The following is a 26,262-nucleotide window of genomic DNA, read 5'->3' as shown; positions in this document are numbered from 1 at the left end:
AGCGCTTCATGGCAAGCTGTCGGGATGCGCTGGGCCTTCATCACCGACATTCATGCCAACCGACAAGCCTTCGAGGCCGTCTTCGCCGACGCAAGAGCCCAGGGGGCGACGCGCTTCGCGCTGCTGGGCGACTTCGTCGGCTATGGCGCCGACCCGGCCTGGGTGCTGGATCAGGTCATGGCCCTGGCCGCCGACGGCGCCATCGCCATCCAGGGCAACCATGACGAAGCCGTCGCCCACGGCAGCACGCCGGGCATGCACCCGGACGCGCGCAACGTCGTCGACTGGACCCGCTCTCAGCTCGGCGAGGAGCAGCTGCGCTTCCTGACCCGGCTGCCGCTGCAGGCCCACGGCGAGCCGGGCAACATCCTCTTCGTGCATGCCAATGCCTTCGAGCCCAATGGCTGGGAGTACGTGCAAGGCCGCGCCGAGGCGGTGAAGAGCCTGCACGCCAGCAACGCGCGCATCCAGGTCTGCGGCCACATGCACGAGCCCATGCTCTACCACCTGTCCGGCACCGGCAAGGCGGGTGACTTCCGGCCGCTGCCGGGCGTGCCCATGCCGCTGCCGGGCCACCGCCAGTGGCTGGCCATACCCGGCGCCTGCGGCCAGCCGCGCGACGGCAACCCGGCCGCCTGCTATGCGCTGCTGGACCCGCCCACGTCCGACCTGGACGACGCCCGCATCACCTTCCAGCGCGTCGCCTACGACGTCGACGCCGCCGGCGCCGCACTGCGCGCCACGGCCATGCCGACCGTCCTCGTCGAGCGCCTGGCGCGGCGTCTCGCGCTCGGGGAATGAGCGTACCGGTCGCACTCCCCCCGCCGCCCGGGCCGCTCGAAGCCGGCCAGGTGCTCGACGGCTTCCGCCTCGAAGCGCGGCTGCACCAGGGCGGCATGGCCAACCTGTGGCGCGTCAGCCGCGCCGACGGCACCGACGACGGCGTCGAGCTGTTGATGAAGGTGCCGCGCATCAAGGGCGGAGAGGACCCGGCGACCATCGTCGGCTTCGAGGTCGAGCAGATGCTGATGCCGCAACTGAGCGGCCCCCACGTGCCGCGCTTCGTCGCCCGCGGCGACTGGACGCGCCAGGCCTTCATCGTCATGGAGCGCATCCCCGGCGAGACGCTGCGCCCGCGCCTGGACGACGCGCCGCTGCCGCCCGAGGAGGTGGCCGACATCGGCGCCCGCGTGGCCACGGCGCTGGCCGCGCTGCACCGCCAGCATGTCGTGCACCTGGACATCAAGCCCAGCAACATCATGTTCCGCCCCGACGGCACGGCCGTGCTGGTGGACTTCGGCCTGAGCCGCCACGAGCAGCTGCCCGACCTGCTGGAGGAGGAGTTCACGCTGCCCATGGGCACCGGCCCCTACATGAGCCCGGAGCAGGTGCAGTTCGTGCGCAGCGACCCGCGCAGCGACCTGTTTGCTTTGGGCGTCATGCTCTACCACCTGGCCACCGGCGAGCGGCCCTTCGGCCAGCCGGACTCGGTGCGCGGCCTGCGCCGGCGCCTCTATGTCGAGCCGGTGCCGCCGCGTGCCATCCGGCCGGAGCTGCCACCCTGGCTGCAGGAGGTCATCCTGCGCTGCCTGGAGGTGCGACCCGAGCGCCGTTACCAGAGCGCCGCCCAACTGGCGCTGGACCTGCGCGAGCCCGGCGGCGTGGCGCTGACAGCACGCGCCGAGAAGCTGCAGGTCAGCGGCGCCATGCTGCGCATGAAGCGCTGGTTCTTCGCTCTCGGCGCCGACCCCGCCGCCGTGCCGGCGGTCACCGAGCAACTGGCGCGCAGCCCCATCATCATGGCGGCGGTCGAGGTGGACCGCGGCACCAACGAGCTGCGCGCGCAGCTGTGCGAGACCGTGCGCCGCATCGTCCAGACCGAAACTGGCGCGCGGCTGGCCTGCGTGTCCGTCATGAAGATCAATCGCATCGGCCTGGACGAGCTGACCGACCAGCACGGCCAGAGCCTGCACGTGAAACAGCTCATCGCCCTCAAGCACTGGGCGCGGCCGATCAGCAAGGCGCTGAACCTGGCGGACGGCCGGCTGACCTTCCATGTGCTGGAGTCGCCCGACGTGGGCGACGCGCTGGTGGATTTCGCGCGCCGCAACGGTGTGGACCACATCGTCATGGGCGCACGCGGCGCGTCGACGCTGCGGCGCTACCTGGGCAGCGTGTCCAGCCGGGTGGTGGCCGAGTCGGACTGCACGGTGACCGTGGTGCGCGAGCCGCTCTGAAAGTCATTTCAACAAGGTCTTGAAACCTCGCAAGCCGTTCCTAATTCGGCGTCGATGCCCGTTTGGCAGGGCATCACGACTTGAAAGGAGGCTTGTATGTACTCGTCACTCTGGACCTTTCCTTCCAGCTTCTTCTCCGACTTCGACCGCCTGCACCGCGAGATCGATGAGCATTTCGGCAGCAGCTTCGGCGCGCCGTCGGCCATCCGTTCGACGGCGCCCGGCACCTTCCCGGCCATCAACGTCGGCAACACGCCGACCAGCGTGGAGATCTACGCCTTCGCGCCTGGCCTGGACCCGGTCAGCCTCGACGTGACCGTCGACCGCGGCGTGCTGAGCATCGCCGGCGAGCGGCCCGCCACGCCGGCAGAAAGCGGCGCGCGCACCTACAGCCGCGAGCGCTTCAGCGGCAGCTTCCGGCGCGCGATCAGCCTGCCGGACGACGCCGATGCGGCGCACGTCAAGGCCAGCTACCGCGACGGCATCCTGCGCATCAGCGTGGCCCGCCAGGCCGACGCGCAGCCGCGCCGCATCGCCATCCAGTAACCCGCCACCAAGGAGAACCGACATGAGCAACCCAGCTGTCCAGACCGACAACAGCCGTGGCCGCGCACCGGCCCGCCAGGGCGGCGACGCCGACGCTCAGCGCGCGCTGACGCCGCGCGTGGACGTGAGCGAAGACGACACCGGCATCACGCTGCTGGCCGACCTGCCCGGCGTCCCCCGCGAACAGCTCGAACTGCGCGTGGAGGCCGACACGCTGCACATCGAAGGCAGCGTCGAGGCCGTCGCGCCGGCCGACATGGAAGCCGTACACGCCGAGGTGCGCCTGCCGCGCTACCGGCGCGCCTTCACGCTGAGCCGCGAGCTGGATGCCTCGCGCATAGAGGCCCAGCTCAAGGACGGCGTGCTGCGGCTGCGCATCCCCAAGCAGGCTCACGCGCAACCACGGCGCATCGAGATCGCCGCCGGTTGACGCCGCGCGGCCCGCATCGTCAGAGCCCCGGATAGTTGCTGTCGGCCGCAGGCGTCGGCCGCTTCTTGCGGGCGGCGACGATCTGCGTCGTGACCGTCACGGCACTGCCGCCGGCGGCGATCTGCACCGCCGTCGGCGTACCGTCGATGATCTGGTCCGGGTGCCAGATGCGCACGCGCGCCGGGCCTTCTGGCAGGCCTTGTAGCAGCACCTTGCCGTCCTCGCCGCCAAGCTTGGCCCACGGCGTGTCGGCCACGTAGACATGGCCGCGCATGGAGCTGTGGATGTGGCAGGCCAGCAAATAGGGGCCGGGCTGGCTCAGCACCTTGCTGTCGCTGGCCGGCGCCTTGTTGCGCACACGGCCGGCGAGGCGGAACTGGGTGTTCTGGCCCGGGTCCACGAAGGTCCCGCCGGCGCCCATCACGCCGAGGATGACGTGATGGTCCCAGCTGTCCAGGTTGTTGAAGCTGACCTTGGCACCCATGCCGACGACGCTGACGGCGGGCATGAAACGCAGCTTCTCCTGCGCCACGTTGGCCTCCATGACCGGCGCCGGGCGCGCGCCCTGCACGCTGCTGTCGACAAGGACGACGGCGTCGGCCAGCGGCTTGCCGCTGCGGTCCAGCACGGTGACGGTCAGGTCGGCGGCCTGTGCGGCGGCGGCAAACAGCAGCAAGGCAATGAGGGTGGCGCGCATGGGGGTCAGGTGGTGCAGCATCGGGCCAGTGTCACCCGCTGCCTACACTGGCGTGATGAGTGACAACCCCTGCTTGAGCTGTGGCGCCTGCTGCGCCAGTTTCCGCGTCGATTTCGACCGCAGCGAACTGGAGAGCGAAGGCGGCCGCGTGCCCGACGGGCTGGCGGTGGAGTTGACCGGCCGCCTGGTGCGGCTGCGCGGCACTGACCATGCCCAGCCGCGCTGCGCGGCGCTCAGCGGCAAGGTGGGTGCACGCGCCAGCTGCGGCATCCACGAGTGGCGGCCCTCGCCGTGCCGGGAGTTCGGCGAACGGGCGCCGATGGGCATTGGCGACGACGCCTGCGCGCGGGCCCGCGCCAGGCACGGGCTACCACCGCTGTGATGACTGGTTAGGAGCCCGCCCGCTGCATCAGCGGCTCGCGGCGACGCTGCTGCTGCTCCTCGCGCAGCTCGTTGAGCCAGGCCAGCTTGGCGCCGTACATGCGGCGGTCGTGTGTCGTTGCGCTGTTCTCCATCGCCTTGGCGATCTCGCCGCGTGCGCCGGCCACGTCGCCCAGGCCGAAGTTGGCCAGGCCCAGCCAGAAGTGGAACTCGGGCACGTAGGCGGCACGCGCCACCTCCTTGCGGAACAGCTGGCGCGCCTCGGCAAACTCGCCCGCCTTCATCGCCGCCACGCCTTCGTCGAAGAACTTGTAGGGCGGCACGGGCTGGACCTGCGCGAGCTGGTTGCTGTAGACCTCGGCTTCGGCGTTGCGCCCGAGGTCACTGAGCACCAGGATGAGGTTGGACATGGCCTGCAGGTTCAGCGGCTCACGGTCCAGCACCAGGCGCAGCGTAGCTTCGGCCTGACCGTACAAGCCCTTGCGGCGGTAGAGCACGGCCAGCGTGTTGTACGAGGCCAGCCACCGGGAGTCGGTCAGGATGGCCGCGCGTGACCACCAGTAGGCATCGTCCACCTGGCCCAGCATCAAGGCCTCGGCAGCACGGTTGTTCATGAACATCGCCAGGATGGTGCTTTCCTCGACGGCGCGGCTGCGGTTGCGGCGCACCTGCTCGGGCGGCAGGAAGTCGATGGTCATCAGGTCGGGCTCGCCGTAGATGGTCACGCGCGGCGCCGTGGACGGCGGCCGGCCCAGGCTGATGTTGACGTGGCCGGCGACGAAGAAGATGCCGTTGCTGCGCGTCCAGCTTTCTTCCAGGTAGACGCTGTTGAAGCGCACCGGCATCTTCAGGTGGCGGGCGAAGGCGGCCGTCATCATGACCAGCGACATGCAGTTGCCGCGCCGCGCGTCGAAGGCCTCCGCGGCGGTGCGGGTGATCTCGCTGTCGTAGTCCAGTTGCAACCGGCCCTTGGTGTAGAGCGCGTCGATGAGGCCATCGCGCAAGCCCTTCTTGCGGATTTCGGCCGCCATCTCGGTCTCGGCGAAGCGCTGCATGGCCGGGCTGAGCCGCATGGCCTCGGCGGCGTCGATGTGCACGGTGGGCGGTTTGAAGGCGGCGTCCAGGAAGACGCTGGCGGGCGGCGGCGCGATCGGGTCGACGGCGCAGCCACTCAGGGCGGCGCCGGCCACGGCGAGCACCGCGATCAGGGCGCGGGTGTTCATGACGGTCTCCTCGCTTTGACAGGCCGGTCGTGCGCCGACCCTGGCTTGAGCTTAGTCCCGCCGCGCCGCCATGTCTCCAGTCATCCGCTGCCTGGCACTTGAGCCACCTGAAATCACCCGCAAAACAAAGAAGCAAAACTACATTCAAATCAGAATCCTTGGTCATTTCAGGCTGATCTCATGGAATAGCGCACGATAAATCCGCAGGACACACCGGGATTCCACCAACTTCCTGATGTAGTTTTACTCCAATAGCATCCGCCCACTTCCAAGGAGTGGCTGGCATGAAGGCATGGGCAGACGGTTTCGCGCGGCAGGCGCGACGGGTGATGGGCGCGCTGGCGCTGGGCATGGGCGGGCTGCTGGCGGCCTGCGGCGGCGGCGCGGAGGCCCCCCAGGCGCCCACGAGCAGCGTCAGCGCTGCGGCGCCAGACGAAAGCGGGGTCGAGCTGCTGGCCGGCGTGCCCGCAGTCGCCCTGCCGCGCGCCAGGATCGCCGCAGTGGCCACACCCGCCGAGCCGGCCACGTCGCTGCGCGTGCACTACCGCCGCGCCGACGGCAACCACACCGGCTGGCAGATCCACAGCTGGAACGCCGCGCAAAGCCCGAACTGGAACGAGGGCTGGAACGCCGCCGGCAGCGACGACTTCGGCGTCTACTACGACGTGCCGCTGGCCGCGACCAGCGGCTCGGTTGGCTTCCTGCTGCACAACGGCGACAACAAGGACAACGGCGGCGCCGACCAGAGCTATGTGCTGCAGGCCGGTGCCAACGAGATCTGGCGGCTGCAGGGCGACAGCACCAACTACACAAGCAACCCGCTGCTGCTGCCCGCGCCGGACATCAAGACCGTGCGCGTGCACTACAAGCGCTTCGACGCCGGCTACGCAAACTGGGGCCTGCACCTGTGGAATGGCAGCGGGCTGGACACGGCCGCTTTGCCGGCCGGCGTGCAGATCGACAACTGGGGCCAGCCGGTGCCGCTGAGCGCGATGCCCGGCTACGCGACGGGCAACGGCGAGGTCGTCTTCGACATCCCCGTGCTGAACCCGCAGGGCGACGTGAACCGCAAGGCGCTGGAATTCATCATCCACGGCCTGTCGCCCAACGAGAACGACAAGGACGGCCGCGACAACAACATCCGCGTCGAGTTCAGCGCGCTGACCATCCAGAACCAGGTCGCCCACATCTGGCTGGTGGAGCGGGACGCCACCGTCTACACCGCGCCGCCGGACCTGCGTCAGGTGTCCAGCACCGACGCCCGCGCCATCTGGCTGAACAAACGCCTCGTCAAGTGGCCGCGCATGACCGCCTCGGGCACTGTGCGGCTCTACCACTCGGCCACCGGCCAGATCAGCGTCGCCGCCGATGCGCCGGTGCAGGGCGCCGACGGCTTCATCACGCTGGACGCCTTCACCGGCACCGTGCCGGCGGCCGATGCGCTGCGCTTCAAATACGTCGGCAACGGCGCCGTCTTCAACGTGCGCGCCGCCGACCTGGCCGCCTTGCCCGCCCTGCACCAGAAGCAGCTCGTGCTGGTGCAGCAGGACGCCAACGGCAAGGTTCAGAACGCCACGGCCACGCAGATCGCCGGCGCGCTGGACGACCTCTACGCCGCCGCCAACAACGTGCCCGACCTGGGCGCCGTCGTCGCGGGAGGCAACACCAGCTTCAAGCTCTGGGCGCCGACCGCGCAGGCCGTGTCGCTGATGCTGACGACGCCGATCGCCGGCTCGCCGCTGACCCGCACGACCACCGAACCCATGACCCGCGACGCCGCCACCGGCGTGTGGCGCCTGACCAAGCTCGGCAGCCTGCAGGGTGCGACCTACCGCTACCAGGTGCAGGTCTTCGTGCGCGGCACGGGCCTGGTGAAGAACCTCGTCACCGACCCCTATTCGCTGGGCCTGAGCCTGGGCGGCCAGCAGAGCGTTGTCATGGACCTGAACGCCGCCGTCACCAAGCCGGCCGGCTGGGACGCCGGCGCGCCGCCCGCAACGGTGATGGCGCCAACGGACCTGAGCATCTACGAGCTGCACGTGCGTGACTTCTCGATCAACGACGCCACCGTGCCCGCCGCGCGGCGCGGCAAGTACCTGGCGTTTGCGGAAAGCCAGTCCAACGGCATGAAGCACCTCACGGCGCTCGCCGCCGCCGGCCTGACGGACGTGCACCTGCTGCCGGTGTTCGACATCGCCAGCGTCAACGAGAAGAGCTGCGTAACGCCTTCACCGAGCGGCGCCGCCGACAGCGAATCGCAACAGGCCACCGTGGCCGCCACCGCCGGCAGCGACTGCTTCAACTGGGGCTACGACCCGCACCACTTCACGACGCCCGATGGCGCCTACGCCAGCACGGCCGCCAACCCGCTGGCCCGCGTCGTCGAGTTCCGCCAGATGGTGCAGGCGCTCAACAAGGCCGGCCTGCGCGTGGGCATGGACGTGGTCTACAACCACACCACCTCGTCCGGTCAGAACGCCACCTCGGTGCTTGACAAGGTCGTGCCGGGCTATTACTTCCGCTACAACGCCACGGGCGGCATCGAGCGCTCCACCTGCTGCGAGAACACCGCATCAGAAAACCTGATGATGGCCAAGCTGATGATCGACTCGGCCGTGACCTGGGTGCGCGACTACCGCATCAGCTCGCTGCGCTTCGACATCATGGGCCACCACCCAAGGGCGGTCATCGAGGCGCTGAAGGCCCGCATCGAGGCCGCCGCCGGCCGCGCGGTGCAGATCGTCGGCGAGGGCTGGAACTTCGGCGAGGTCGCCAACGGCGCGCGCTTCGTGCAGGCCGAGATGCTGTCGCTGAACGGCTCGGGCATCGGCAGCTTCAACCCGCTGATCCGCGACGCGGTGCGCGGCGGCGGATGCTGCGACAGCGGCAACGCGCTGGTGGCCAACCAGGGCTATGTCAACGGCTTCTTCTACGACCCCAACGCCAGCGCCTCCGGCCAGAGCCGCGGTGAGCTGATGTGGTTTGCCGACCGTCTGAAGGCGTCGCTGGCCGGCTCCATCCGCAGCTTCCAGATGCAGACGAGCTGGGACGCGACGCTGCGGCTGGACCAGATCGACGTGGGCGGCATCCCGGCCGGCTGGGTGCTGGAGCCGGGCGAGGTCGTCAACTACGTGGAGAACCACGACAACCTGACCCTGTTCGACAACAACGCCTTCCGCCTGCCAACGGGCACCAGCAAGGAAGACCGCGCCCGCGTGCAGATCCTGGCCAATGCCATCAATGCCTTCAGCCAGGGCGTGGCTTACTTCCATGCCGGCACGGAGACGCTGCGCAGCAAGTCGCTCGACAAGAACAGCTACGACAGCGGCGACTGGTTCAACCGGCTGGACTGGACGTATGCGGACAACGGCTTCGGCGCCGGCCTGCCACCCGCGCGCGACAACGCCGACAACTGGGCGCTGGCCCGCCCGCTGCTGGCCAACCCGTTGATCAAGCCGCATGCGAACGATATCGCCTGGACGCGCGACGCCTTCCGCGACCTGCTGAAGATTCGCAAGAGCACGACGCTGCTGCGCCTGCGCACGGCCGAGGACATCAAGGCCCGGCTGACGTTCCTCAACACCGGCTCGGCGCAGGAGCCCACGGTGCTGGTGGGTCGACTGAACGGTGTCGGCTATCCCGGCGCCAACTTCGATGAACTGGTCTACCTGATCAACGTCGACAAGACGGCCAAGCAGCTGAACTTCCCGACGCTGGCCGGCCACGCGCTGGAACTGCACCCGGCGCATACCGCCGACCAGCGCGCCCTTGCCGCCACCTTCGACCGCACGACCGGCAGCTTCAACGTGCCGGCCCGCACGGCGGTCGTCTTCGTCGCGCGCCCTGCCGCATCCAACTGAGAACCCAAGCCATGAACACCTTCAAGCAACTCGCCGCAGCGGCCGCCCTCGGTCTTGCCAGCCTCGCCACCCAGGCCACGCCGGTCGTCATCGACGTCAGCGGCGCGAAGAGCATCAATCAGTTCGGCGAGGCGGGCAACACCGTCTGGCTCATCGACATCGGTGCCAACGCGGTGCTGAACTCGCTGGACTGGAACGTCACGCTGAACGCCACGGCACCCAGCAGCCTGTTCGACATGCTGGTCAGCTTCGGCAGTTCCAGCGGGCTGGACGCCTTTGATCTCGCGCCCGACGTGATCGATGGCTTCAGCGGCGCCGGCAGCTACACCGGCTCGGCGGACCTGACCGGCCTGGGCCTGAGCGTGGGCGCCGACGGCCTGCTGCGCCTCGAGTTCAGCGAATACACCAAGGACTTCGCCAACGGCGTCGTCGAAGGCCAATGGGCCAGCGGCACACTGACCTTCGACGTGACGGCCGCCGCCGTGCCGGAGCCGGGCAGCGCGGCACTCGCGCTGCTGGGCCTGGGCCTGGTCCGCCTGCGCCTGCGCCGCGCGTCAACGGCGCGCTGAAACCCTTCAGCCCGCCTGCATGCGGCCGACGACATCGCGCACCTCGGCCAGCAGCGCCGGCACGTCGATGGTCGTCGGCTGGCGTTCACGCAGCACCTGGCGGCCGCCGACCCAGACGTTGCTGACCTGCTCGCGCCCTGCCACGTAGACGAGCTGCGCGGCGGCGTTGTAGACCGGCTGGCACTCGATGCTGTCCAGCGACACGGCCACCACGTCGGCCAGCTTGCCGACCTCGAGCGAGCCCAGGTCGTCGCCCCGGCCCATGGCCTTGGCAGCACGGATCGTCGCCATCTCAAGCGCGGTGCGCGCTGACGCCACGGTCGGGTCGCCTGTGATGCCCTTGGCCAGCAGTGCGGCCGAGCGGATCTCGCCGAACATGTCCAGCCGGTTGTTGGACGCGGCGCCGTCGGTGCCAAGGATGGTGTTGACGCCGGCCGCTTCCAGGGCCTTCAACGGCATGACGCCCGAGGCCAGCTTCAGGTTGGAATTCGGGTTGTGCACCAGGTGCACGCCCTTCTTCGCCATCAGCTCGATCTCGGCCTCGTTCAGGTGAACCATGTGCACAGCGATCATGCGTTCGTTGAACAGGCCCAGCTTGTCCAGCCGCTCGATGGGACGAACGCCATGCGCCTTGATGCCGTCCTCGACCTCGCCCGCCGTCTCGTGGATGTGGCAGTGCATCTGGATGTCGAGCTTCTCGGCCAGGTCGCGCAGCTTGATGAAGGTCTCGTCGGACACCGTGTACGGCGCATGCGGCGCGCTGGTCCAGTCAAGCAAGCTCTCGCCCTTGTACTGCTCGTAGGCGGCGATGCCCTTGGCGATGTAGTCATCGGGGCCGGAGGCATAGCCAGTGGGGAAATCGATGACGTTCATCGACACGGCGGCGCGCACGCCCGAGTCCACGGCGGCACGGGCCATCGCGGTCGGGAAGAAATACATGTCGTTGATGTAGGTCGTGCCGCTGCGCAGGCCTTCGGCGGCGGCCAGCTTGCTGCCGAGGTAGGTCCAGTCCTCGCTGACCCACTTCTTCTCCAGCGGCCAGATGTGGTTCTGCAGCCAGTCCATCAGCGGCACGTCGTCGGCGACGCCGCGCAGCAGCGTCATCGCCGAGTGCGCATGACCGTTGATGAGGCCGGGGATGAGGATCTGCTCGGGCAGCTCGACGCGCTCGGCTTGCGGGTACTGGGCCAGCAGCTCGGCGCGCGGGCCGACGGCGGCAATGCGCTCGCCGTCCATCAGCAGCGCGTGGTTGTCCAGCACGGGCTCGCCGGGCTTCATCGTCAGCAGCCAGCGGGGCAGCAGCAGGGTCTGGGACATGGCTCTTCTCCTTGTGAGATTCAGTGGGTTTGCGCGAGCAGTTGCTCGACTTCGTCGCGGCGCGGCATGGCGTCCTGCACGCCGGGGCGGGACACCGCGAGCGCCGCTGCGGCTTGGGCAAAAGTCAGCGCTTTTTCGATGGTCTGGCCCTCGGCCAGCGCGGTGACGAGGGCACCGACGAGGGTATCGCCAGCACCCACCGTGTCGACCGCCTTGACTTGCCGCGCCGGCACGCGGCGTATGCCTTCATCGTCGACCCAGCACAGGCCCTCGGCGCCCAGCGACACCAGCACCGCAGCCGGTCCCTTGGCGCGCAGCGCCTGGGCCAGCACCTCGGGCTCGGCGACGCCGCCGCCCAGCGTGGTCACCAAGGCCTGGGCTTCGAGCTCGTTGACCACCAGCAGGTCCACCAGCGGCAGCAGCGCCTCGCAGCCGGGGCGGTAGGGCGCGGCGTTCAGCAGCGTCTTCACGCCGGCCGCGCGGGCGCGCTCGAACGCGCGCGCGATGCTCTGCAGCGGCAGCTCCTGCTGAGCGATCAGCCAGCGCAGGCCTGTCAGCTCCAGGGCCTCGACCTGCGCCAGCGGCAGCGTGCCGTTGGAGCCGGCAACGGTGACGATCTGGTTCTCGGCATCCTCTGCGCCGACGACGATGAGGGCAACACCCGGCACCTCGTCAGCCGGCTGGGCGATGGCACGCGTGTCGACACCCTCGCCCTGGAGCTGCGCCACCATCGCCGCGCCGTTCTCCAGCAGACCGACGCGCGCCGCCAGCGCCACACGCGCCCCGAGCCGCGACGCAGCCACCGCCTGGTTGGCCCCCTTGCCGCCCAGGCAGGAGCCGAAGCGCTGGCCGCGCAGCGTCTCACCTGGCAGCGGCAGGCGAGGTGCATGGACGATGAGGTCGCGATTGACGCTGCCGAGGACGAGGATCTCAGGTGCGGACATCAAGTTTCCAAACAAAAAACCCCTCGGGAAGCCGAGGGGTTCGCAGTGCGCGTGAGCCGATCAGCGCTGGGCGATGGGCTTGACGTCGCGCGGCGTGGCGCCGACGAACAGCTGGCGCGGGCGGCCGATCTTGTACTCGGGGTCGCCGATCATCTCATTGAGCTGGGCGATCCAGCCGACCGTGCGGGCCAGCGCGAAGATGGCCGTGAACAGCGGCACCGGGATGCCGATGGCGCGCTGAACGATGCCCGAGTAGAAGTCGACGTTCGGGTAGAGCTTGCGGGCGACGAAGTACTCGTCCTCCAGCGCGATCTTCTCCAGCTTCATCGCCAGCTCGAACAGCGGGTCGTTCTGCAGGCCCAGCTCGTTGAGCACCTCGTGGCAGGTCTCGCGCATCAGCTTGGCGCGCGGGTCGTAGTTCTTGTAGACACGGTGACCGAAGCCCATCAGCTTGACGCCGGAGTTCTTGTCCTTGACCTTGCTGACGAAGTCGCCGATGCGGGCCACGCCGCCCTGCTTCTGGATGTCGCCCAGCATGTTCAGGCAGGCCTCGTTGGCGCCACCGTGAGCGGGGCCCCACAGGCAGGCCACGCCGGCCGCGATGGCCGCAAACGGGTTGGTGCCCGACGAGCCGCACAGGCGAACGGTCGAGGTCGACGCGTTCTGCTCGTGGTCGGCATGCAGCGTGAAGATGCGATCCATCGCCCGCACCAGCACCGGGTTGGGGCTGTAGTCCTCGCAGGGCGTGGCAAACATCATGCGCATGAAGTTGCCGGCGTAGCTCAGGTTGTTCTGCGGGTAGATGTAGGGCTGGCCGATGGTGTACTTGTAGGCCATGGCCACGAGCGTGGGCATCTTGGCGATCAGGCGGATAGCCGAGATCTCGCGGTGCTCGGGGTTATTGATGTCCGTGCTGTCGTGATAGAACGAGGACATCGCACCCACCAGGCCCGTCATAACGGCCATCGGGTGAGCGTCGCGGCGGAAGCCGCGCAGGAAGAACTGCATCTGCTCATTCACCATCGTGTGGTGCATGACGCGGCTTTCGAAGTCGGCCTTCTGGCTCTCGTTCGGCAGCTCTCCGTACAGCAGCAGGTAGCAGGTCTCGAGGTAGTCGCAGTTCACCGCGAGTTGCTCGATGGGGTAGCCGCGGTACAGCAGCTCGCCCTTGTCGCCGTCGATGTAGGTGATCGTGGAGTTGCACGAGGCCGTCGACAGGAAGCCGGGGTCGTAGGTGAACTTGCCGGTCTGGGCGTATAGCTTGCGGATGTCGATGACATCCGGGCCGATGCTGCCCTTGTAGAGCGGCAGGTCCATCGAGGGGCTGCCGTCGGAGAACGACAGGGTGGCTTTCACGTCGGACGGGGTCATGGTGCAGTCCTTTGGGAGGCTTTGAAAAACGGATCAGGTGCGCAGTTCGGCGAGAACTTTGTGCACCGCAGCAGTGTCGATTTCACCACTGGGTTCCTTGCGGCGCAGTAACAGGTCGAGAAGGTCGTTGTCGGCCAGGTCCATCAGCGCGGTCAGACCCTCAGCGAGGGTGGCACTGATGCCATCGGGATGACGGTTGAAGAAGCGTTCGATGAGGATGTCGTTCTCAAGCAGGCCCCGTCGGCAGCGCCAACGCAGCTTGGAGAGCGCGCGTTCGTCGATCAAGGCCTCGGCTGCTTCAACCATCGTCAGACCGCGCGGCGGACCATCAATTCCTTGATCTTGCCGATGGCCTTCGTGGGGTTCAGCCCCTTCGGGCAGACGTCCACGCAGTTCATGATGGTGTGGCAGCGGAACAGGCGGTACGGATCTTCCAGGTTGTCCAGGCGCTCGGCGGTGGCTTCGTCGCGGCTGTCAGCGATGAATCGATAAGCCTGCAACAGGCCGGCCGGGCCGACGAACTTGTCCGGGTTCCACCAGAAGCTCGGGCAGCTCGTGGAGCAGCTCGCGCACAGGATGCACTCGTACAGGCCGTTCAGCTCATCGCGCTCCTCGGGCGACTGCAGCCGCTCGGTCTCGGGCGGGATGTTGTCGTTGACGAGGTAGGGCTTGATCGAGTTGTACTGCTTGAAGAACTGCGTCATGTCGACGATCAGGTCGCGCACGACGGGCAGGCCCGGCAGCGGCTTGAGCACCACGGTTCCCGGCAGCGTGCGCATGTTCGTCAAGCAGGCCAGGCCGTTCTTGCCGTTGATGTTCATCGCGTCCGAACCGCAGACGCCTTCGCGGCAGGAGCGGCGGAAGGACAGGCTGGGGTCAACGGCCTTGAGCTTGTTCAAGGCGTCCAGCAGCATGCGCTCGGAGCCGTCCAGCTCGACCTCGAGGGTCTGCATGTAGGGCTTGGCGTCCTTGTCCGGGTCGTAACGGTAAATCTGAAAAGTGCGCTTCATGATTCAGTGTCCTTGGCGGCGAGCCGTCAGAAGGTCCGGACTTTCGGGGGAATCGAGTCCACGGTGAGCGGCTTGAGGTTGACCGGCTTGTAGTCCAACCGGTTGCCCTCGGAGTACCACAGCGTGTGCTTCATCCACTGCTCGTCGTTACGGCCATTGGGGTGGGCCGGCGTGTCGCCGTAGTCGTTGACGGTGTGGGCGCCGCGGCTCTCGGTGCGGGCTGCCGCCGAGACGATGGTGGCCTGTGCCGCCTCGATCAGGTTCTCCACTTCCAGCGCCTCGATGCGCGCCGTGTTGAAGACCTTGGACTTGTCCTTCAGCGTGATGTTCCTGACCCGCTCGGCAATCGCGGCGATTTTGCTCACGCCTTCGTTGAGCATGGCCTGGGTGCGGAACACACCGGCGTGCTGCTGCATCGCGGCGCGTAAGTCGTTGGCCACGTCCTGCGCGTACTCGCCGCTGCTGCTGCCGTCCAGGCGCGCCAGGCGGGCCAGCGAACGGTCGGCCGCGTCGGCCGGCAACGTCTTGTGCGACTGCTTGCCCAGGTTCGCCGCCACCAGGTGGTTGCCGGCCGCACGGCCGAAGACCAGCAGGTCCAGCAGCGAGTTGGTGCCCAGCCGGTTGGCGCCGTGCACGCTGACGCAGGCGCATTCACCCACCGCGTACAAGCCGTTGATGATCTCGTTGGGCTTGCCGTCCTTGGGCACCACCACCTGGCCGTGGATGTTGGTGGGAATTCCACCCATCTGGTAGTGGATTGTCGGCACCACGGGGATGGGTTCCTTCGTGATGTCGACGTTGGCGAAGTTGTGGCCGATCTCCAGCACCGAGGGCAAGCGCTTGGCGATGGTGTCGCCACCCAGGTGGGTCATGTCGAGGTTGATGTAGTCCTTGTTGGGACCACAGCCTCGGCCTTCCTTGATCTCCTGATCCATGCAGCGCGACACGAAGTCGCGCGGCGCCAGGTCCTTCAGCGTGGGCGCATAGCGCTCCATGAAGCGCTCGCCGTTGGCATTGCGCAGGATGGCGCCTTCGCCACGGCAGCCTTCGGTCAGCAGCACGCCGGCGTTGTGCACGCCGGTGGGGTGGAACTGCCAGAACTCCATGTCTTCCAGCGGAATGCCGGCACGCGCCGCCATGCCCAGGCCGTCACCGGTGTTGATGAAGGCATTGGTGCTGGCCGCAAAGATGCGCCCGGCGCCGCCGGTGGCCAGCAGCACGGTCTTGCCTTGCAGGATGTGGACCTCGCCGGTCTCCATCTCCAGCGCGGTCACGCCGACCACGTCGCCCTCGGCGTCGCGGATCAGGTCCAGCGCCATCCATTCGACGAAGAACTGCGTGCGCGCCTTGACGTTCTGCTGGTACAGCGTGTGCAGCATCGCGTGGCCAGTGCGGTCGGCCGCGGCGCAGGCGCGCTGCACGGGCTTCTCGCCGTAGTTTGCGGTGTGGCCGCCGAACGGACGCTGGTAGATCGTGCCGTCGGCATTGCGGTCGAACGGCATGCCGAAGTGCTCAAGCTCGTAGACGACCTTGGGCGCCTCGCGGCACATGAACTCGATGGCGTCCTGGTCGCCCAGCCAGTCCGACCCCTTGACGGTGTCGAAGAAGTGATAGTGCCAGTTGTCCTCGGACATGTTGCCCAGGGACGCGCCGATGCCGCCTTGGGCAGCGACGGTGTGCGAGCGGGTCGGGAAGACCTTGGACAGCACGGCCACGTTCAGGCCGGCCAGCGCCAGCTGCAGCGAGGCGCGCATACCGGAGCCACCGGCCCCGACGATGACCACGTCGAACTTGCGGGTCGAAATCTTTGCCGTCGTCATCAAAGTCTCCACAACACCTGGATCGCCCAGCCGGCACAGCCGAGCAGCCACACGATAGAAAACACCTGCAGCACCAGTCGGATGCCGACCGGCTTCACGTAGTCCATCAGCACGTCGCGCACGCCGACCCAGGCGTGGTAGGCCAACGAGAAGATGGCCACGAAGGTCAGCACCTTCATCCACTGCGGCGCGAACACGCCGTACCAGTGGTCGTAGCCCAGTTCGCCGGGCATCAGGAAACGGGCCAGCACGGCGATGGTGAACAAAGCCATCAGCACGGCGGTGACGCGCTGGGCCAGCCAGTCACGCAGGCCGTAGTGCGCGCCGACGACGATGCGCTTGGAGCCGAAAGTACTCATGTTGTTGTCCTTTCTCAGTACAGGCCGAACAGCTTGGCGCCGAGCAGCAGCGTCAGCAGCGTGCTGAGGACCAGCGTGACGAGTGCGGAGCTGTGCCCCTGCGCCTTGCTGACGCTGTGCGTCACGTCCATCCAGACGTGGCGAACGCCGGCGATGAAGTGCAGCAGGTAGGCCCACAGCAGGCCCAGCGTGACGAGCTTGACGAACCATGCGGGCAGGCCGGCAACGCCCGCCACGAACACATTGGTGAAGCCGTCGTAGGAGATCTCAGACGTCAGGCTCGCATCCAGCATCCACACCACGAAGGGCAGCAGGACGAACATCAGCACGCCGCTGACGCGATGGAGGATCGAGACGATGCCGGCGGGAGGCAGGCGGTAGGACAGGATCTGAGTGACGTGAATATTTCGGTATACGGGTCTTGTCTTTGCACTGTCCGTCATGGTCGAAGCCTACGTAATCGGGGTGAAACCAAACGATTCTAGGGCCATGCGTTAACCCGACCATTGCACTTGCTGCACTGCGTCATCGTCAGTTTCAGTTCAACTCGTTGAGGTAATGATCCGCGCTGGTGTGGTAGAGGCCGCGCCGCAATTCCACCGGGCGATCGCCGTAGGTGTAGGCCAGCCGCTCGACGCTGAGCAGCGGCTCTGCGAGCGGGACACGCAGCAGCGCTGCGGCTTCGGGCGTCGCCGCCACGGCGCGCAGCTTCTCCTCGGCCCGCACCATGTGGACACCGAAGCGAGACTCGAACAGCGCGTAGAGCGTGCCCGGATGCGCCGCAATCACTTCTGCGCTCAAGCCTTCGAAATGCCTTTCGGGAAGCCAGAGTTCATCAAGCACGACGGGTCGTTCACGCCGATGCAACAGCCGGCGGACTTCGATGACGGGCTCGGACGTGCGCAGGCCCAGCGCGCGGGCGATGTCGGCCGTGGCTCGCAAGCGGCGACAGCTCAGCAACTCGCGCGTGAAGCCGCGCGCCTCGTCGTCGGCCACCAGGCGCAGGAAGCGGAACTGCTGGCGCGGCGCTGCATGCGTGGCCACGAAGGTGCCGCTTCCCTGGCGGCGCTCGACGATGTTGGCCGCCGTCAGCTCGTCAAGCGCCCGCCGCACCGTGCCGGCACTGGCGCCGAAGCGTGCCGCGAGCGCCGCCTCGCTGGGCAGCGCATCGCCCGGCCGCCATTCGCCGGCGGCCAGCGCCGCGACGATCAGCTGGCGGATTTGTTCGTAGAGAGGCGCGGGCGGCCGGGGCTTAACGGAGGGCATCGGCGCATTGCAGCACAGGGTCTGCCCCTACACTTGCCAGGTTCAGGGCAGCATGCCCGAGCCAGCTTTTTCAACTGCCCCTTCGGAGATTTTCATGAGCAAGAAACCCGTTCGCGTCGCCGTCACCGGCGCTGCCGGCCAGATCGGCTACGCCCTGCTGTTCCGCATCGCCTCCGGCGAGATGCTGGGCAAGGACCAGCCCGTCATCCTGCAGTTGCTGGAGATCCCGGACGAGAAGGCTCAGAACGCTCTGAAGGGCGTCATCATGGAACTCGAAGACTGCGCCTTCCCGCTGCTGGCCGGCATCGAAGCGCACAGCGACCCGATGACCGCCTTCAAGGACACCGACTACGCGCTGCTGGTGGGCTCGCGCCCGCGCGGCCCCGGCATGGAACGCGCCGAGCTGCTGTCCATCAACGGCGCCATCTTCACGACGCAGGGCAAGGCGCTCAACGCCGTGGCCTCGCGCAACGTCAAGGTGCTGGTGGTGGGCAACCCCGCCAACACCAACGCCTACATCGCGATGAAGTCGGCGCCTGACCTGCCGGCCAAGAACTTCACCGCCATGCTGCGCCTGGACCACAACCGCGCCGCTTCGCAACTGGCTGCCAAGACCGGCAAGGCCGTGGCCGCCATCGAGAAGCTGGCCGTGTGGGGCAACCACTCGCCGACGATGTACGCCGACTACCGCAACGCCACCATCGACGGCCAGTCGGTGAAGGAACTGATCAACGACGAGCAGTGGAACCGTGAAGTGTTCCTGCCCACCGTCGGCAAGCGCGGCGCGGCCATCATTGCCGCGCGCGGCCTGTCCTCGGCGGCGTCGGCTGCCAATGCCGCCATCGACCATATGCGCGACTGGGCCCTGGGCACCAACGGCAAGTGGGTGACGATGGGCATCCCGTCGGGCGGCGAATACGGCATCCCCAAGGAAGTCATGTTCGGCTACCCCGTCACCTGCGAAGGTGGCGAGTACAAGATCGTCCAGGGCATCGAGATCGACGCCTTCTCGCAGGAGTGCATCAACAAGACGCTGAAGGAACTGACGGACGAGCAGGACGGCGTCAAGCACCTGCTGTAATCACGGCCAACGTCCCACCCGAGAAGGGCCGGCTTGCCGGCCCTTTTTCATTGCCGATGACCAACCTCCTCCACCCCCACCAGGCCTTGTTCGGCCATGACACGCCGCGCGCCACGCTGCCCGTCGTCGACCACTACTGCGGCGTCGAAGCCCGCATGCGCAAGAGCCTGGCGCTGCAGGCCGAGCTGGGCCCCGTCTTCGACATCACGCTGGACGCCGAGGACGGCGCCCCGGTCGGCGGCGAGGCCGAGCACGCGCTGCTGATCGCCGAGCTGGCGACCAGCGCCGCGAACCGCTTCGGCCGCGTCGGCGCCCGCGTCCATCCGTTCGGCCATGCGGCTTTCGAGGCCGACGTGGACACGCTCGTCGCCAAGGCCGGCCAGCGCCTGGCCTATCTGATGATCCCCAAGCCCGAGAGCGCAGACGACGTGGACCGCGCCGCCGCCGCCATCGACGCGGCCTGCGAACGCCACGGTCAGCCGAAGCTGCCGCTGCAGGTGCTCATCGAGACGCACGGCGCGCTGCGCGAGGTCTTCCGCATCGCCGCGCACCCGCGCATCGAATCCCTGTCCTTCGGCCTGATGGACTTCGTGTCCGCCCACGGTGGCGCGATACCGAAGACGGCGATGGAGCTGCCCGGGCAATTCGAGCACCCGCTGGTCGTGCGCGCCAAGCTGGAGATCGCGGCCGCTGCACACGCCTTCGGCAAGACGCCTTCGCACTGCGTCGTCACCGAGTTCCGCGACCACGAACGGCTGTCGGCCGCCGCCCGCCGCGCCGCGCGGGACTTCGGCTACACGCGCATGTGGAGCATCCACCCCGACCAGATCCGCCCCATCGTTGAGGCCTTCGCGCCGGGTGCCGACGAGATAGAGGAGGCCGCCGAGCTGTTGCTGGCCGCGCAAGCCGCCCAGTGGGCGCCGATCTCCTTCCGTGACCGATTGCACGACCGCGCCAGCTACCGCTATTTCTGGACCGTGCTGGAGCGCGCCGAGCGCACCGGCCGCGCGCTGCCGGACGAAGCGCGGCGGGCGTTCTTCCCAGTAGCCATCGGGTAAATCACGGCCTGCCCGCGAAATCCGGCGCCGGACAATCACCTACATCTGCTCACGGCGGCGCGGCCGATCCAGGGCCATCATGCGCCGCCCACATCCCCTCCCCTTTTGCCCCAACGCTCGATGCAGTCTTCCCCGCTTCGCCGCAGCGCCGCTGCCCTGATCCTGTCTGCCGCCCTGCCCGTGCTGGCCCAGGTGCCTGCCGCAAAACCTCAGGCCACCAAACCCGCCGCAACGGCTGCCGCCAAGCCCGTCCCAGCCAAGCCTGCAGTCAAGTCGACCGCCAGGAAGCAGGTGCAGGCAAAGAAGACGCCGCCACCTCCGCCGCCCGAGCCGGTCCTGGTTGATGCCGACGAAGCCCAGCTCGCCGCTGCGGAGCGGGCCCACCTCGGCGACTACGCCTGCGAGTTCAAGCATTCGGTCCATATCGACAAGCATCCCAAGGTGGCCGGCTACATCACGGTCGCCTGGCAGAAGATGCTCATCACGATGAAACCCGTGCTCTCGTCCACCGGCGCGCTGCGTCTGGAGGACGTGACCGGCCGCACGCTGATGATCCAGATCGCCAACAAGTCCATGCTGCTGGACACCAAGATCGGCCAGCGCCTGCTGGACGACTGCATCCACCCCGAGCAGGTCAAGCTGATGGAAGCGGCCCGCGCCGCCAGGCTGGCCAACCCGGAAGCCGATGCCGCAGAGACCGCGCGCAACAGCCTCGGCATCACGCCGGCAGCCGGCAAGTGAGTCATCTGGCTTGAAGCGCCCCAGGTATGTAGAATGTTTGCATACTTTCCGATGCATACCTGAGTCGCCGCGCCCCGTGGCGTTCAGCCGCTGGAGGCCGCCATGGAAGCCACTGTTGCCGAACGTGGGCAGATCACCCTGCCCAAGGCCGTCCGAGACGCCCTCGGCCTGACCAAGGGCACCACGCTCAAGGTCGAGCTGGACGGCGGCCGCATCATCTTGCGCAAGAACGTCGATGACGCGATCTCGCGCCTGCGCGGCCGTTTCAAGCTCGATGGCTTCGCCAACACCGACGAGGCCATGCGCGCGATCCGCGGCCATGCGCCCGGCGACCCCTATCTGCCGCCCGAGTCGGACCCGGGAGAGCCCGCACCTTGATCGCCATGGATTCATCCGTGTTGATCGACCTGATTGCTGGTGACGACGACGCCTGCGCCGCTGCGGCCGAAGCCGTGCGCCAGGCCTTGCATGTCGGCCCGGTCGTGCTGTGCGAGGTGGCGCTGGCCGAGGTCTGCACGGCCTTCAAGGGTGGCACCGATGTGCTGCAGTTCCTCGAAGACCTGGGCATACGCTTCGACCCGATGGAAGCCAAGTCGGCCCTGCGCGCCGGCGAGATGCAGCGGCGCTACCGCCAGCGCGGCGGCAACCGCACCCGCACCGTCGCGGACTTCTTGATCGGCTCCCACGCCATGATGCAGTGCGACGGCCTGATCACGGGCGACGCCGGCTTCTACAGAGACTATTTCAAAGGGCTGAGGATCGTCGAACCGACCTCGGCCTGACCTGCTGCTTCAACGGAGAAAACCATGCTTCAAGCCTATCGCCAACATGTTTCTGAGCGCGCCGCCCTCGGTATCCCGCCGCTTGCCCTCGATGCCAAGCAGGTCGCCGAACTGATCGAGCTGATCAAGGCCCCGCCGGCCGCTGAAGGCGAGTTCCTGCTGGACCTGCTGACCCACCGCGTGCCCCCGGGCGTAGACGACGCCGCCAAGGTCAAGGCCAGCTTCCTGGCCGCCGTGGCGCACGGCGACATCAGCGTGAGCCTCATTTCAAAGGCCAAGGCCACCGAGTTGCTGGGCACCATGGTGGGCGGCTACAACGTGCATCCGCTGATCGAGCTGCTGGACGACGCGGAAGTCGCCAGCGTCGCCGCCGCAGGCCTGAAGAAGACGCTGCTGATGTTCGACTTCTTCAACGACGTGGCCGACAAGGCCAAGGCCGGCAACGCCCACGCCAAGGACGTCATGCAGAGCTGGGCCAATGCCGAGTGGTTCACCTCGCGCCCCGAGGTCGAGAAGAAAATCACGGTCACCGTCTTCAAGGTGCCCGGCGAGACCAACACCGACGACCTGTCACCCGCCCCCGACGCCTGGAGCCGCCCGGACATCCCGCTGCACTACCTGGCGATGCTGAAGAACACCCGCGCCGACGCGGCCTTCAAGCCCGAGGAAGACGGCAAGCGCGGCCCGATGCAGTTCATCGAGGACCTGAAGAAGAAGGGCCATCTGGTCGCCTACGTCGGCGACGTGGTCGGCACCGGCTCCAGCCGCAAGTCCGCCACCAACTCCGTCATCTGGGCCACCGGCCAGGACATCCCCTTCGTGCCGAACAAGCGCTTCGGCGGCGTCACGCTGGGCGGCAAGATCGCGCCGATCTTCTTCAACACGCAGGAAGACTCGGGCTCGCTGCCCATCGAAGTGGACGTGTCCAAGCTGGAGATGGGCGACAGCGTCGACGTGCTGCCCTATGACGGCAAGCTGGTGAAGAACGGCGAGACTGTGGCCGAGTTCAAGCTCAAGAGCGACGTGTTGTTCGACGAAGTGCGCGCCGGTGGCCGCATCAACCTCATCATCGGCCGCTCGCTGACCGCCAAGGCGCGCGAGTTCCTGGGCCTGCCCGCCTCCACGCTGTTCCGCCTGCCGTCGCCCCCTGCCGAGACCAAGGCCGGCTTCACACTGGCGCAGAAGATGGTGGGCCGCGCCGTCGGCCTGCCGGAAGGCCAGGGCGTTCGCCCGGGCACCTACTGCGAGCCCAAGATGACCACGGTCGGCTCGCAGGACACGACCGGCCCCATGACCCGCGACGAGCTGAAGGACCTGGCCTGCCTGGGCTTCTCGGCCGACCTGGTCATGCAGTCCTTCTGCCACACGGCCGCCTACCCCAAGCCCGTGGACGTCAAGACCCACCGCGAGCTGCCCGCCTTCATCAGCAACCGCGGCGGCGTGTCCCTGCGCCCGGGTGACGGTGTCATCCACAGCTGGCTGAACCGCCTGCTGTTGCCCGACACGGTCGGCACCGGTGGCGACTCGCACACCCGCTTCCCCATCGGCATCTCCTTCCCGGCCGGCTCCGGCCTGGTCGCCTTCGGCGCCGCCACCGGCGTGATGCCGCTGGACATGCCGGAGTCGGTGCTGGTGCGCTTCAAGGGCGAGATGCAGCCGGGTGTGACGCTGCGCGACCTCGTGCACGCCATCCCGCTGTACGCCATCAAGGCCGGTCTGCTGACCGTCGCCAAGGCCGGCAAGAAGAACGCCTTCTCGGGCCGCATCCTGGAGATCGAAGGCCTGCCGAACCTGAAGGTCGAGCAAGCCTTCGAGCTGTCGGACGCCTCCGCCGAGCGCTCGGCCGCCGGCTGCACGATCAAGCTCAATCCCGAGCCGATCAAGGAGTACCTCACCAGCAACGTCGTGCTGATGAAGAACATGATCGCCGACGGCTATGCCGACGCGAAGACGCTGCAGCGCCGCATCGAGAAGGTCGAAGCCTGGCTGGCCAACCCCGAGCTGCTGGAAGCCGACAAGGACGCCGAGTACGCCCACGTCATCGAGATCGACCTGGCCGACATCAAGGAACCCATCCTCTGCTGCCCCAACGACCCGGACGACGCCAAGTTCCTGTCCGAAGTCGCCGGGACCAAGATCGACGAGGCCTTCATCGGCTCGTGCATGACCAACATCGGCCACTTCCGCGCCGCGGCCAAGCTGCTGGGCGGTCAGCGCGACATCCCGGTCAAGCTGTGGGTGGCCCCGCCCACCAAGATGGACCAGAGCGAGCTGATCAAGGAAGGCCACTACGCCGCCTTCGGCACGGCCGGCGCGCGCACCGAAATGCCGGGCTGCAGCCTGTGCATGGGCAACCAGGCCCAGGTGCGCGAAGGCGCGACCGTCGTCTCCACGTCGACCCGCAACTTCCCCAACCGCCTGGGCAAGAACACCAACGTGTTCCTGGCCTCGGCCGAGCTGGCGGCCATCGCCTCCAAGCTGGGCCACATCCCGACGGTGCAGGAATACCACCAGGCCATGGGCGTCGTGAACAAGGACGGCGCGGCCATCTACAAGTACCTGAACTTCGACCAGATCGAGGAATACGCGGACACCGCCAAGGCCGTCGCGGCCTGATCCTGATCTGCCCCACCGAGGCCCGCCACTGGCGGGCCTTTTTCATGGGTTCGCCGGCAAGCCCTGGCACCCGCCGTGAACTCCGCACAGCTGCACCATCAGCGCCTGGGGGCTGCTCTCTAGCAATCGATTGCCTGCCTATACAGGCTGTTACGCACTCGTAAGAATTCGTATCACCCGTCCGCCAAAAGGCCGGGTCCAGCCTCCCACTCCATCTTCTGTCCAGGGCAAGTCCGCGCGAAAGCCGGATACGCAAAGCCACCGGCCTAACGGCAGCGCGCCAGCGCTGCTCATGGCAGCGGAGCCGCCAGAACCTCCGCCCCACAAGGGCGGGCCCGTGCGCCCTGGGCAACAACCCGTTGCCCGCTCATGATCCAACTGCTGACCCGCTTCAAGATCGGCCCCCGACTGGCCGCCAGCTTCTTCGCGCTGCTGCTCGCCATGGGGGCGCTCTGCGCCCTGGCCCTGGGGGGCCTGCAGGAACTGGCCGACCAGTTGCGCTTCATCCGCGACGACCGCCTGCCCAAGGTCGAGCGCCTCGTCGCCGTCGCCGACAACATCAACAAGATCGCGCGCCAGACCCGCAACATCCTGCTCTACGACGATCTCGAAAAGCAGACCGGCTGGCTGGGCTCCATCGCCAAGGCGCGTGTGGACAACACCGAGCTGTGGACGCAGATCACCCCCACGATCCGCTCGGAGGAGGGCCTCCAGCTGGTCGCACAGGCCCACAAGCTGGGCGAGGTCTTCGACAACGATCTCGCCACCTTCCTGCACCACATCAAGACCGGCGAGATGGGCGAGGCCACCGACTTGCTGGAGCGCAGCCTGCGCGATTCGCAGCTGGCCTACATGAAGAAGGTTGACGAGATCAAGGCGCGCGAGATCGCTCGCATCGGCCAGACGGCCGACGACGCCGATGCCCTCTTCCAGCGCTCGCGCCTGATGGTGCTGGCCGGCGGCGCCGCGCTGCTGGCGCTGGGCGCGCTGCTGTGCTGGAGCATCACGCACTCCATCGTCGCCCCGCTGCGTCGCGCCGTGCGCGACGCCCAGCGCATGGCCGCCGGCGATCTCAGCGAGCCCGTCACGGCGCGCGGCCGCGACGAGGCCGCAGAGATGCTGACCGCGCTCGGCACGATGCAGCAAGGCCTGCGCGGCATCGTCGGCGAGGTGCGCGAGGGCGTGGCCTCGGTGGCCACGGCCAGCCAGCAGATCGCCCAGGGCAACCAGGACCTCAGCGCCCGCACGGAGGAGCAGGCCTCCTCGCTGCAGCAGACGGCCGCCAGCGTCGAGCAGATCAGCGGCAACGTGAAGAGCGGCGCCGAGCATGCCCAGGAGGCCAACCAGCTGGCCGGCAAGGCGCGCGCGGTGGCCGAACGCGGTGGCGAGCTGGTCGAGCGCGCGGTCAGCCAGATCAGTCGGCTGGAGGCCTCCAGCAAGCGCATCGCCGACATCATCGGCACCATCGACGGCATCGCCTTCCAGACCAACATCCTAGCGCTGAACGCGGCCGTGGAAGCGGCACGCGCCGGCGAGCAGGGCCGGGGCTTTGCGGTCGTGGCCGGTGAGGTGCGCACGCTGGCCCAGCGCTGCGCCGAGGCCGCCCGCGAGATCAAGACGCTGGTGCAGGGCTCGGTCGAGCAGGTGCAGGACAGCAGCGAACTGGTGCGCGGCACCGGCGCCGTGATGGGCGAGATCGTCACGCAGGTGCAGCGCGTGTCGGCCATGGTCGGCCAGATCAGCCAGAGTTCCCGCGAGCAGGACCGGGGCATCGTCGAGATCCACCAGTCCATGGGCCAGCTCGACGACATGACCCAGCGCAACGCCTCCCTGGCCGAGGAAAGCACGGCCGCCGCCGAGAGCCTGCGCCTGCAGGCCGAGCAGCTCACCCGCGCCGTCGCCAGCTTCCGCCTGGAAGCCTGAAAACAAAAAAGCGCTGCGGACGGCAGCGCCT

25 protein-coding genes and 1 riboswitch are annotated in these 26,262 nt (G+C 67.8%); of the genes, 14 read left to right on the top strand and 11 right to left on the bottom strand.

All coding sequences use genetic code 11. From position 1 onward, the window contains the following. Positions 1-24 precede the first annotated feature (24 nt). From ACG00Y_RS14490 to ACG00Y_RS14475, 4 genes are all read left to right on the top strand, one after another. A complete protein-coding gene (locus tag ACG00Y_RS14490) occupies positions 25-801 on the top strand; it encodes a metallophosphoesterase family protein (protein WP_394479949.1) in 777 nt (258 codons plus the stop codon). Then, positions 798-2,237 (top strand): protein kinase domain-containing protein, encoded by a 1,440-nt coding sequence (locus ACG00Y_RS14485; protein ID WP_394479947.1) that lies wholly within the window; start codon positions 798-800, stop codon positions 2,235-2,237. The genes ACG00Y_RS14490 and ACG00Y_RS14485 overlap by 4 nt, the downstream gene beginning before the upstream one ends. A 96-nt stretch (positions 2,238-2,333) precedes the next feature. Next, positions 2,334-2,783: an Hsp20/alpha crystallin family protein gene (locus ACG00Y_RS14480; RefSeq protein WP_394479945.1), complete on the top strand. Its 450-nt coding sequence runs from the start codon at positions 2,334-2,336 to the stop codon at positions 2,781-2,783. A gap of 22 nt (positions 2,784-2,805) precedes the next feature. After that, positions 2,806-3,213: an Hsp20/alpha crystallin family protein gene (locus ACG00Y_RS14475; protein WP_394479943.1), complete on the top strand. Its 408-nt coding sequence runs from the start codon at positions 2,806-2,808 to the stop codon at positions 3,211-3,213. Between the two features lie 19 nt (positions 3,214-3,232). Here ACG00Y_RS14475 and ACG00Y_RS14470 read toward each other — a convergent pair whose 3' ends face one another. Next, a complete protein-coding gene (locus tag ACG00Y_RS14470) occupies positions 3,233-3,910 on the bottom strand; it encodes a cupredoxin domain-containing protein (RefSeq protein WP_394479941.1) in 678 nt (225 codons plus the stop codon). A gap of 55 nt (positions 3,911-3,965) precedes the next feature. Here ACG00Y_RS14470 and ACG00Y_RS14465 point away from each other — a divergent pair, with 55 nt between their 5' ends. After that, complete coding sequence (locus ACG00Y_RS14465; RefSeq protein ID WP_394479939.1) at positions 3,966-4,292, top strand: YkgJ family cysteine cluster protein; 327 nt, start codon at positions 3,966-3,968, stop codon at positions 4,290-4,292. 7 nt (positions 4,293-4,299) lie between these two features. On the opposite strand, the gene ACG00Y_RS14460 is transcribed toward ACG00Y_RS14465, so the two are convergent. Further along, positions 4,300-5,514, bottom strand: a complete 1,215-nt coding sequence (locus ACG00Y_RS14460) for a tetratricopeptide repeat protein (RefSeq protein WP_394479937.1) — start codon at positions 5,512-5,514, stop codon at positions 4,300-4,302. Between the two features lie 284 nt (positions 5,515-5,798). Between ACG00Y_RS14460 and ACG00Y_RS14455 the strand changes: the two genes are divergently transcribed. Together ACG00Y_RS14455 and ACG00Y_RS14450 are read left to right on the top strand one after the other, a co-directional pair. Then, positions 5,799-9,374, top strand: a complete 3,576-nt coding sequence (locus tag ACG00Y_RS14455) for an alpha-1,6-glucosidase domain-containing protein (protein WP_394479935.1) — start codon at positions 5,799-5,801, stop codon at positions 9,372-9,374. An 11-nt stretch (positions 9,375-9,385) separates the two neighbouring features. Beyond that, positions 9,386-9,943: a PEP-CTERM sorting domain-containing protein gene (locus ACG00Y_RS14450; RefSeq protein WP_394479933.1), complete on the top strand. Its 558-nt coding sequence runs from the start codon at positions 9,386-9,388 to the stop codon at positions 9,941-9,943. A 6-nt stretch (positions 9,944-9,949) separates the two neighbouring features. Here the strand turns inward: ACG00Y_RS14450 and ACG00Y_RS14445 are convergent, their stop codons facing one another. The 9 genes from ACG00Y_RS14445 to ACG00Y_RS14405 form a co-directional block, all read right to left on the bottom strand. Further along, positions 9,950-11,260, bottom strand: a complete 1,311-nt coding sequence (locus ACG00Y_RS14445; RefSeq protein WP_394479931.1) for a TRZ/ATZ family hydrolase — start codon at positions 11,258-11,260, stop codon at positions 9,950-9,952. A 20-nt stretch (positions 11,261-11,280) separates the two neighbouring features. Then, complete coding sequence (locus tag ACG00Y_RS14440; protein ID WP_394479929.1) at positions 11,281-12,204, bottom strand: ribokinase; 924 nt, start codon at positions 12,202-12,204, stop codon at positions 11,281-11,283. Between the two features lie 60 nt (positions 12,205-12,264). Next, the gene (gene gltA / locus ACG00Y_RS14435) at positions 12,265-13,575 is read right to left on the bottom strand and encodes a citrate synthase (RefSeq protein WP_394479928.1); all 1,311 of its coding nucleotides are present in this window, start codon (positions 13,573-13,575) and stop codon (positions 12,265-12,267) included. A 33-nt stretch (positions 13,576-13,608) separates the two neighbouring features. Then, a complete protein-coding gene (locus ACG00Y_RS14430) occupies positions 13,609-13,881 on the bottom strand; it encodes an FAD assembly factor SdhE (RefSeq protein ID WP_394479927.1) in 273 nt (90 codons plus the stop codon). 2 nt (positions 13,882-13,883) lie between these two features. Beyond that, a complete protein-coding gene (locus ACG00Y_RS14425; protein ID WP_394479926.1) occupies positions 13,884-14,585 on the bottom strand; it encodes a succinate dehydrogenase iron-sulfur subunit in 702 nt (233 codons plus the stop codon). A 26-nt stretch (positions 14,586-14,611) separates the two neighbouring features. Continuing rightward, positions 14,612-16,405: a succinate dehydrogenase flavoprotein subunit gene (sdhA, locus tag ACG00Y_RS14420; protein WP_394479925.1), complete on the bottom strand. Its 1,794-nt coding sequence runs from the start codon at positions 16,403-16,405 to the stop codon at positions 14,612-14,614. Further along, positions 16,405-16,764, bottom strand: a complete 360-nt coding sequence (gene sdhD / locus ACG00Y_RS14415) for a succinate dehydrogenase, hydrophobic membrane anchor protein (RefSeq protein ID WP_394479924.1) — start codon at positions 16,762-16,764, stop codon at positions 16,405-16,407. The genes sdhA and sdhD overlap by 1 nt, the downstream gene beginning before the upstream one ends. Positions 16,765-16,778: 14 nt before the next feature. Beyond that, complete coding sequence (sdhC, locus tag ACG00Y_RS14410; RefSeq protein ID WP_394479923.1) at positions 16,779-17,207, bottom strand: succinate dehydrogenase, cytochrome b556 subunit; 429 nt, start codon at positions 17,205-17,207, stop codon at positions 16,779-16,781. A gap of 94 nt (positions 17,208-17,301) precedes the next feature. Further along, positions 17,302-18,030 carry a GntR family transcriptional regulator gene (locus ACG00Y_RS14405; protein ID WP_394479922.1) on the bottom strand — a complete coding sequence of 243 codons (729 nt, stop codon included), beginning with the start codon at positions 18,028-18,030 and terminating at the stop codon, positions 17,302-17,304. A gap of 94 nt (positions 18,031-18,124) precedes the next feature. Here ACG00Y_RS14405 and ACG00Y_RS14400 point away from each other — a divergent pair, with 94 nt between their 5' ends. From ACG00Y_RS14400 to ACG00Y_RS14370, 7 genes are all read left to right on the top strand, one after another. Then, a complete protein-coding gene (locus ACG00Y_RS14400; RefSeq protein WP_394479921.1) occupies positions 18,125-19,111 on the top strand; it encodes a malate dehydrogenase in 987 nt (328 codons plus the stop codon). Between the two features lie 56 nt (positions 19,112-19,167). Continuing rightward, positions 19,168-20,169, top strand: a complete 1,002-nt coding sequence (locus tag ACG00Y_RS14395) for an HpcH/HpaI aldolase/citrate lyase family protein (protein WP_394479920.1) — start codon at positions 19,168-19,170, stop codon at positions 20,167-20,169. 120 nt (positions 20,170-20,289) lie between these two features. Further along, the gene (locus ACG00Y_RS14390) at positions 20,290-20,910 is read left to right on the top strand and encodes a hypothetical protein (RefSeq protein ID WP_394479919.1); all 621 of its coding nucleotides are present in this window, start codon (positions 20,290-20,292) and stop codon (positions 20,908-20,910) included. Positions 20,911-21,012: 102 nt separating this feature from the next. Then, entirely contained in the window at positions 21,013-21,288 is a 276-nt protein-coding gene (locus ACG00Y_RS14385; RefSeq protein WP_394479918.1) for an AbrB/MazE/SpoVT family DNA-binding domain-containing protein, read from the top strand. 5 nt (positions 21,289-21,293) lie between these two features. Beyond that, entirely contained in the window at positions 21,294-21,692 is a 399-nt protein-coding gene (locus ACG00Y_RS14380; protein WP_394479917.1) for a type II toxin-antitoxin system VapC family toxin, read from the top strand. 24 nt (positions 21,693-21,716) lie between these two features. Beyond that, on the top strand, positions 21,717-24,308 hold the full coding sequence (gene acnB / locus ACG00Y_RS14375; protein WP_394479916.1) for a bifunctional aconitate hydratase 2/2-methylisocitrate dehydratase: 2,592 nt from the start codon (positions 21,717-21,719) through the stop codon (positions 24,306-24,308). A 216-nt stretch (positions 24,309-24,524) separates the two neighbouring features. Continuing rightward, positions 24,525-24,620: riboswitch (cyclic di-GMP riboswitch) on the top strand. Between the two features lie 57 nt (positions 24,621-24,677). Further along, positions 24,678-26,231, top strand: coding sequence for a methyl-accepting chemotaxis protein (locus ACG00Y_RS14370; RefSeq protein WP_394479915.1), 1,554 nt, complete (start codon positions 24,678-24,680; stop codon positions 26,229-26,231). Positions 26,232-26,262 lie beyond the last annotated feature (31 nt).

The sequence above is a fragment of the Pelomonas parva genome (assembly GCF_043555835.1).
GTDB lineage: Bacteria > Pseudomonadota > Gammaproteobacteria > Burkholderiales > Burkholderiaceae_C > Pelomonas > Pelomonas parva.
This window is presented reverse-complemented; position numbering and strand designations above follow the sequence as displayed.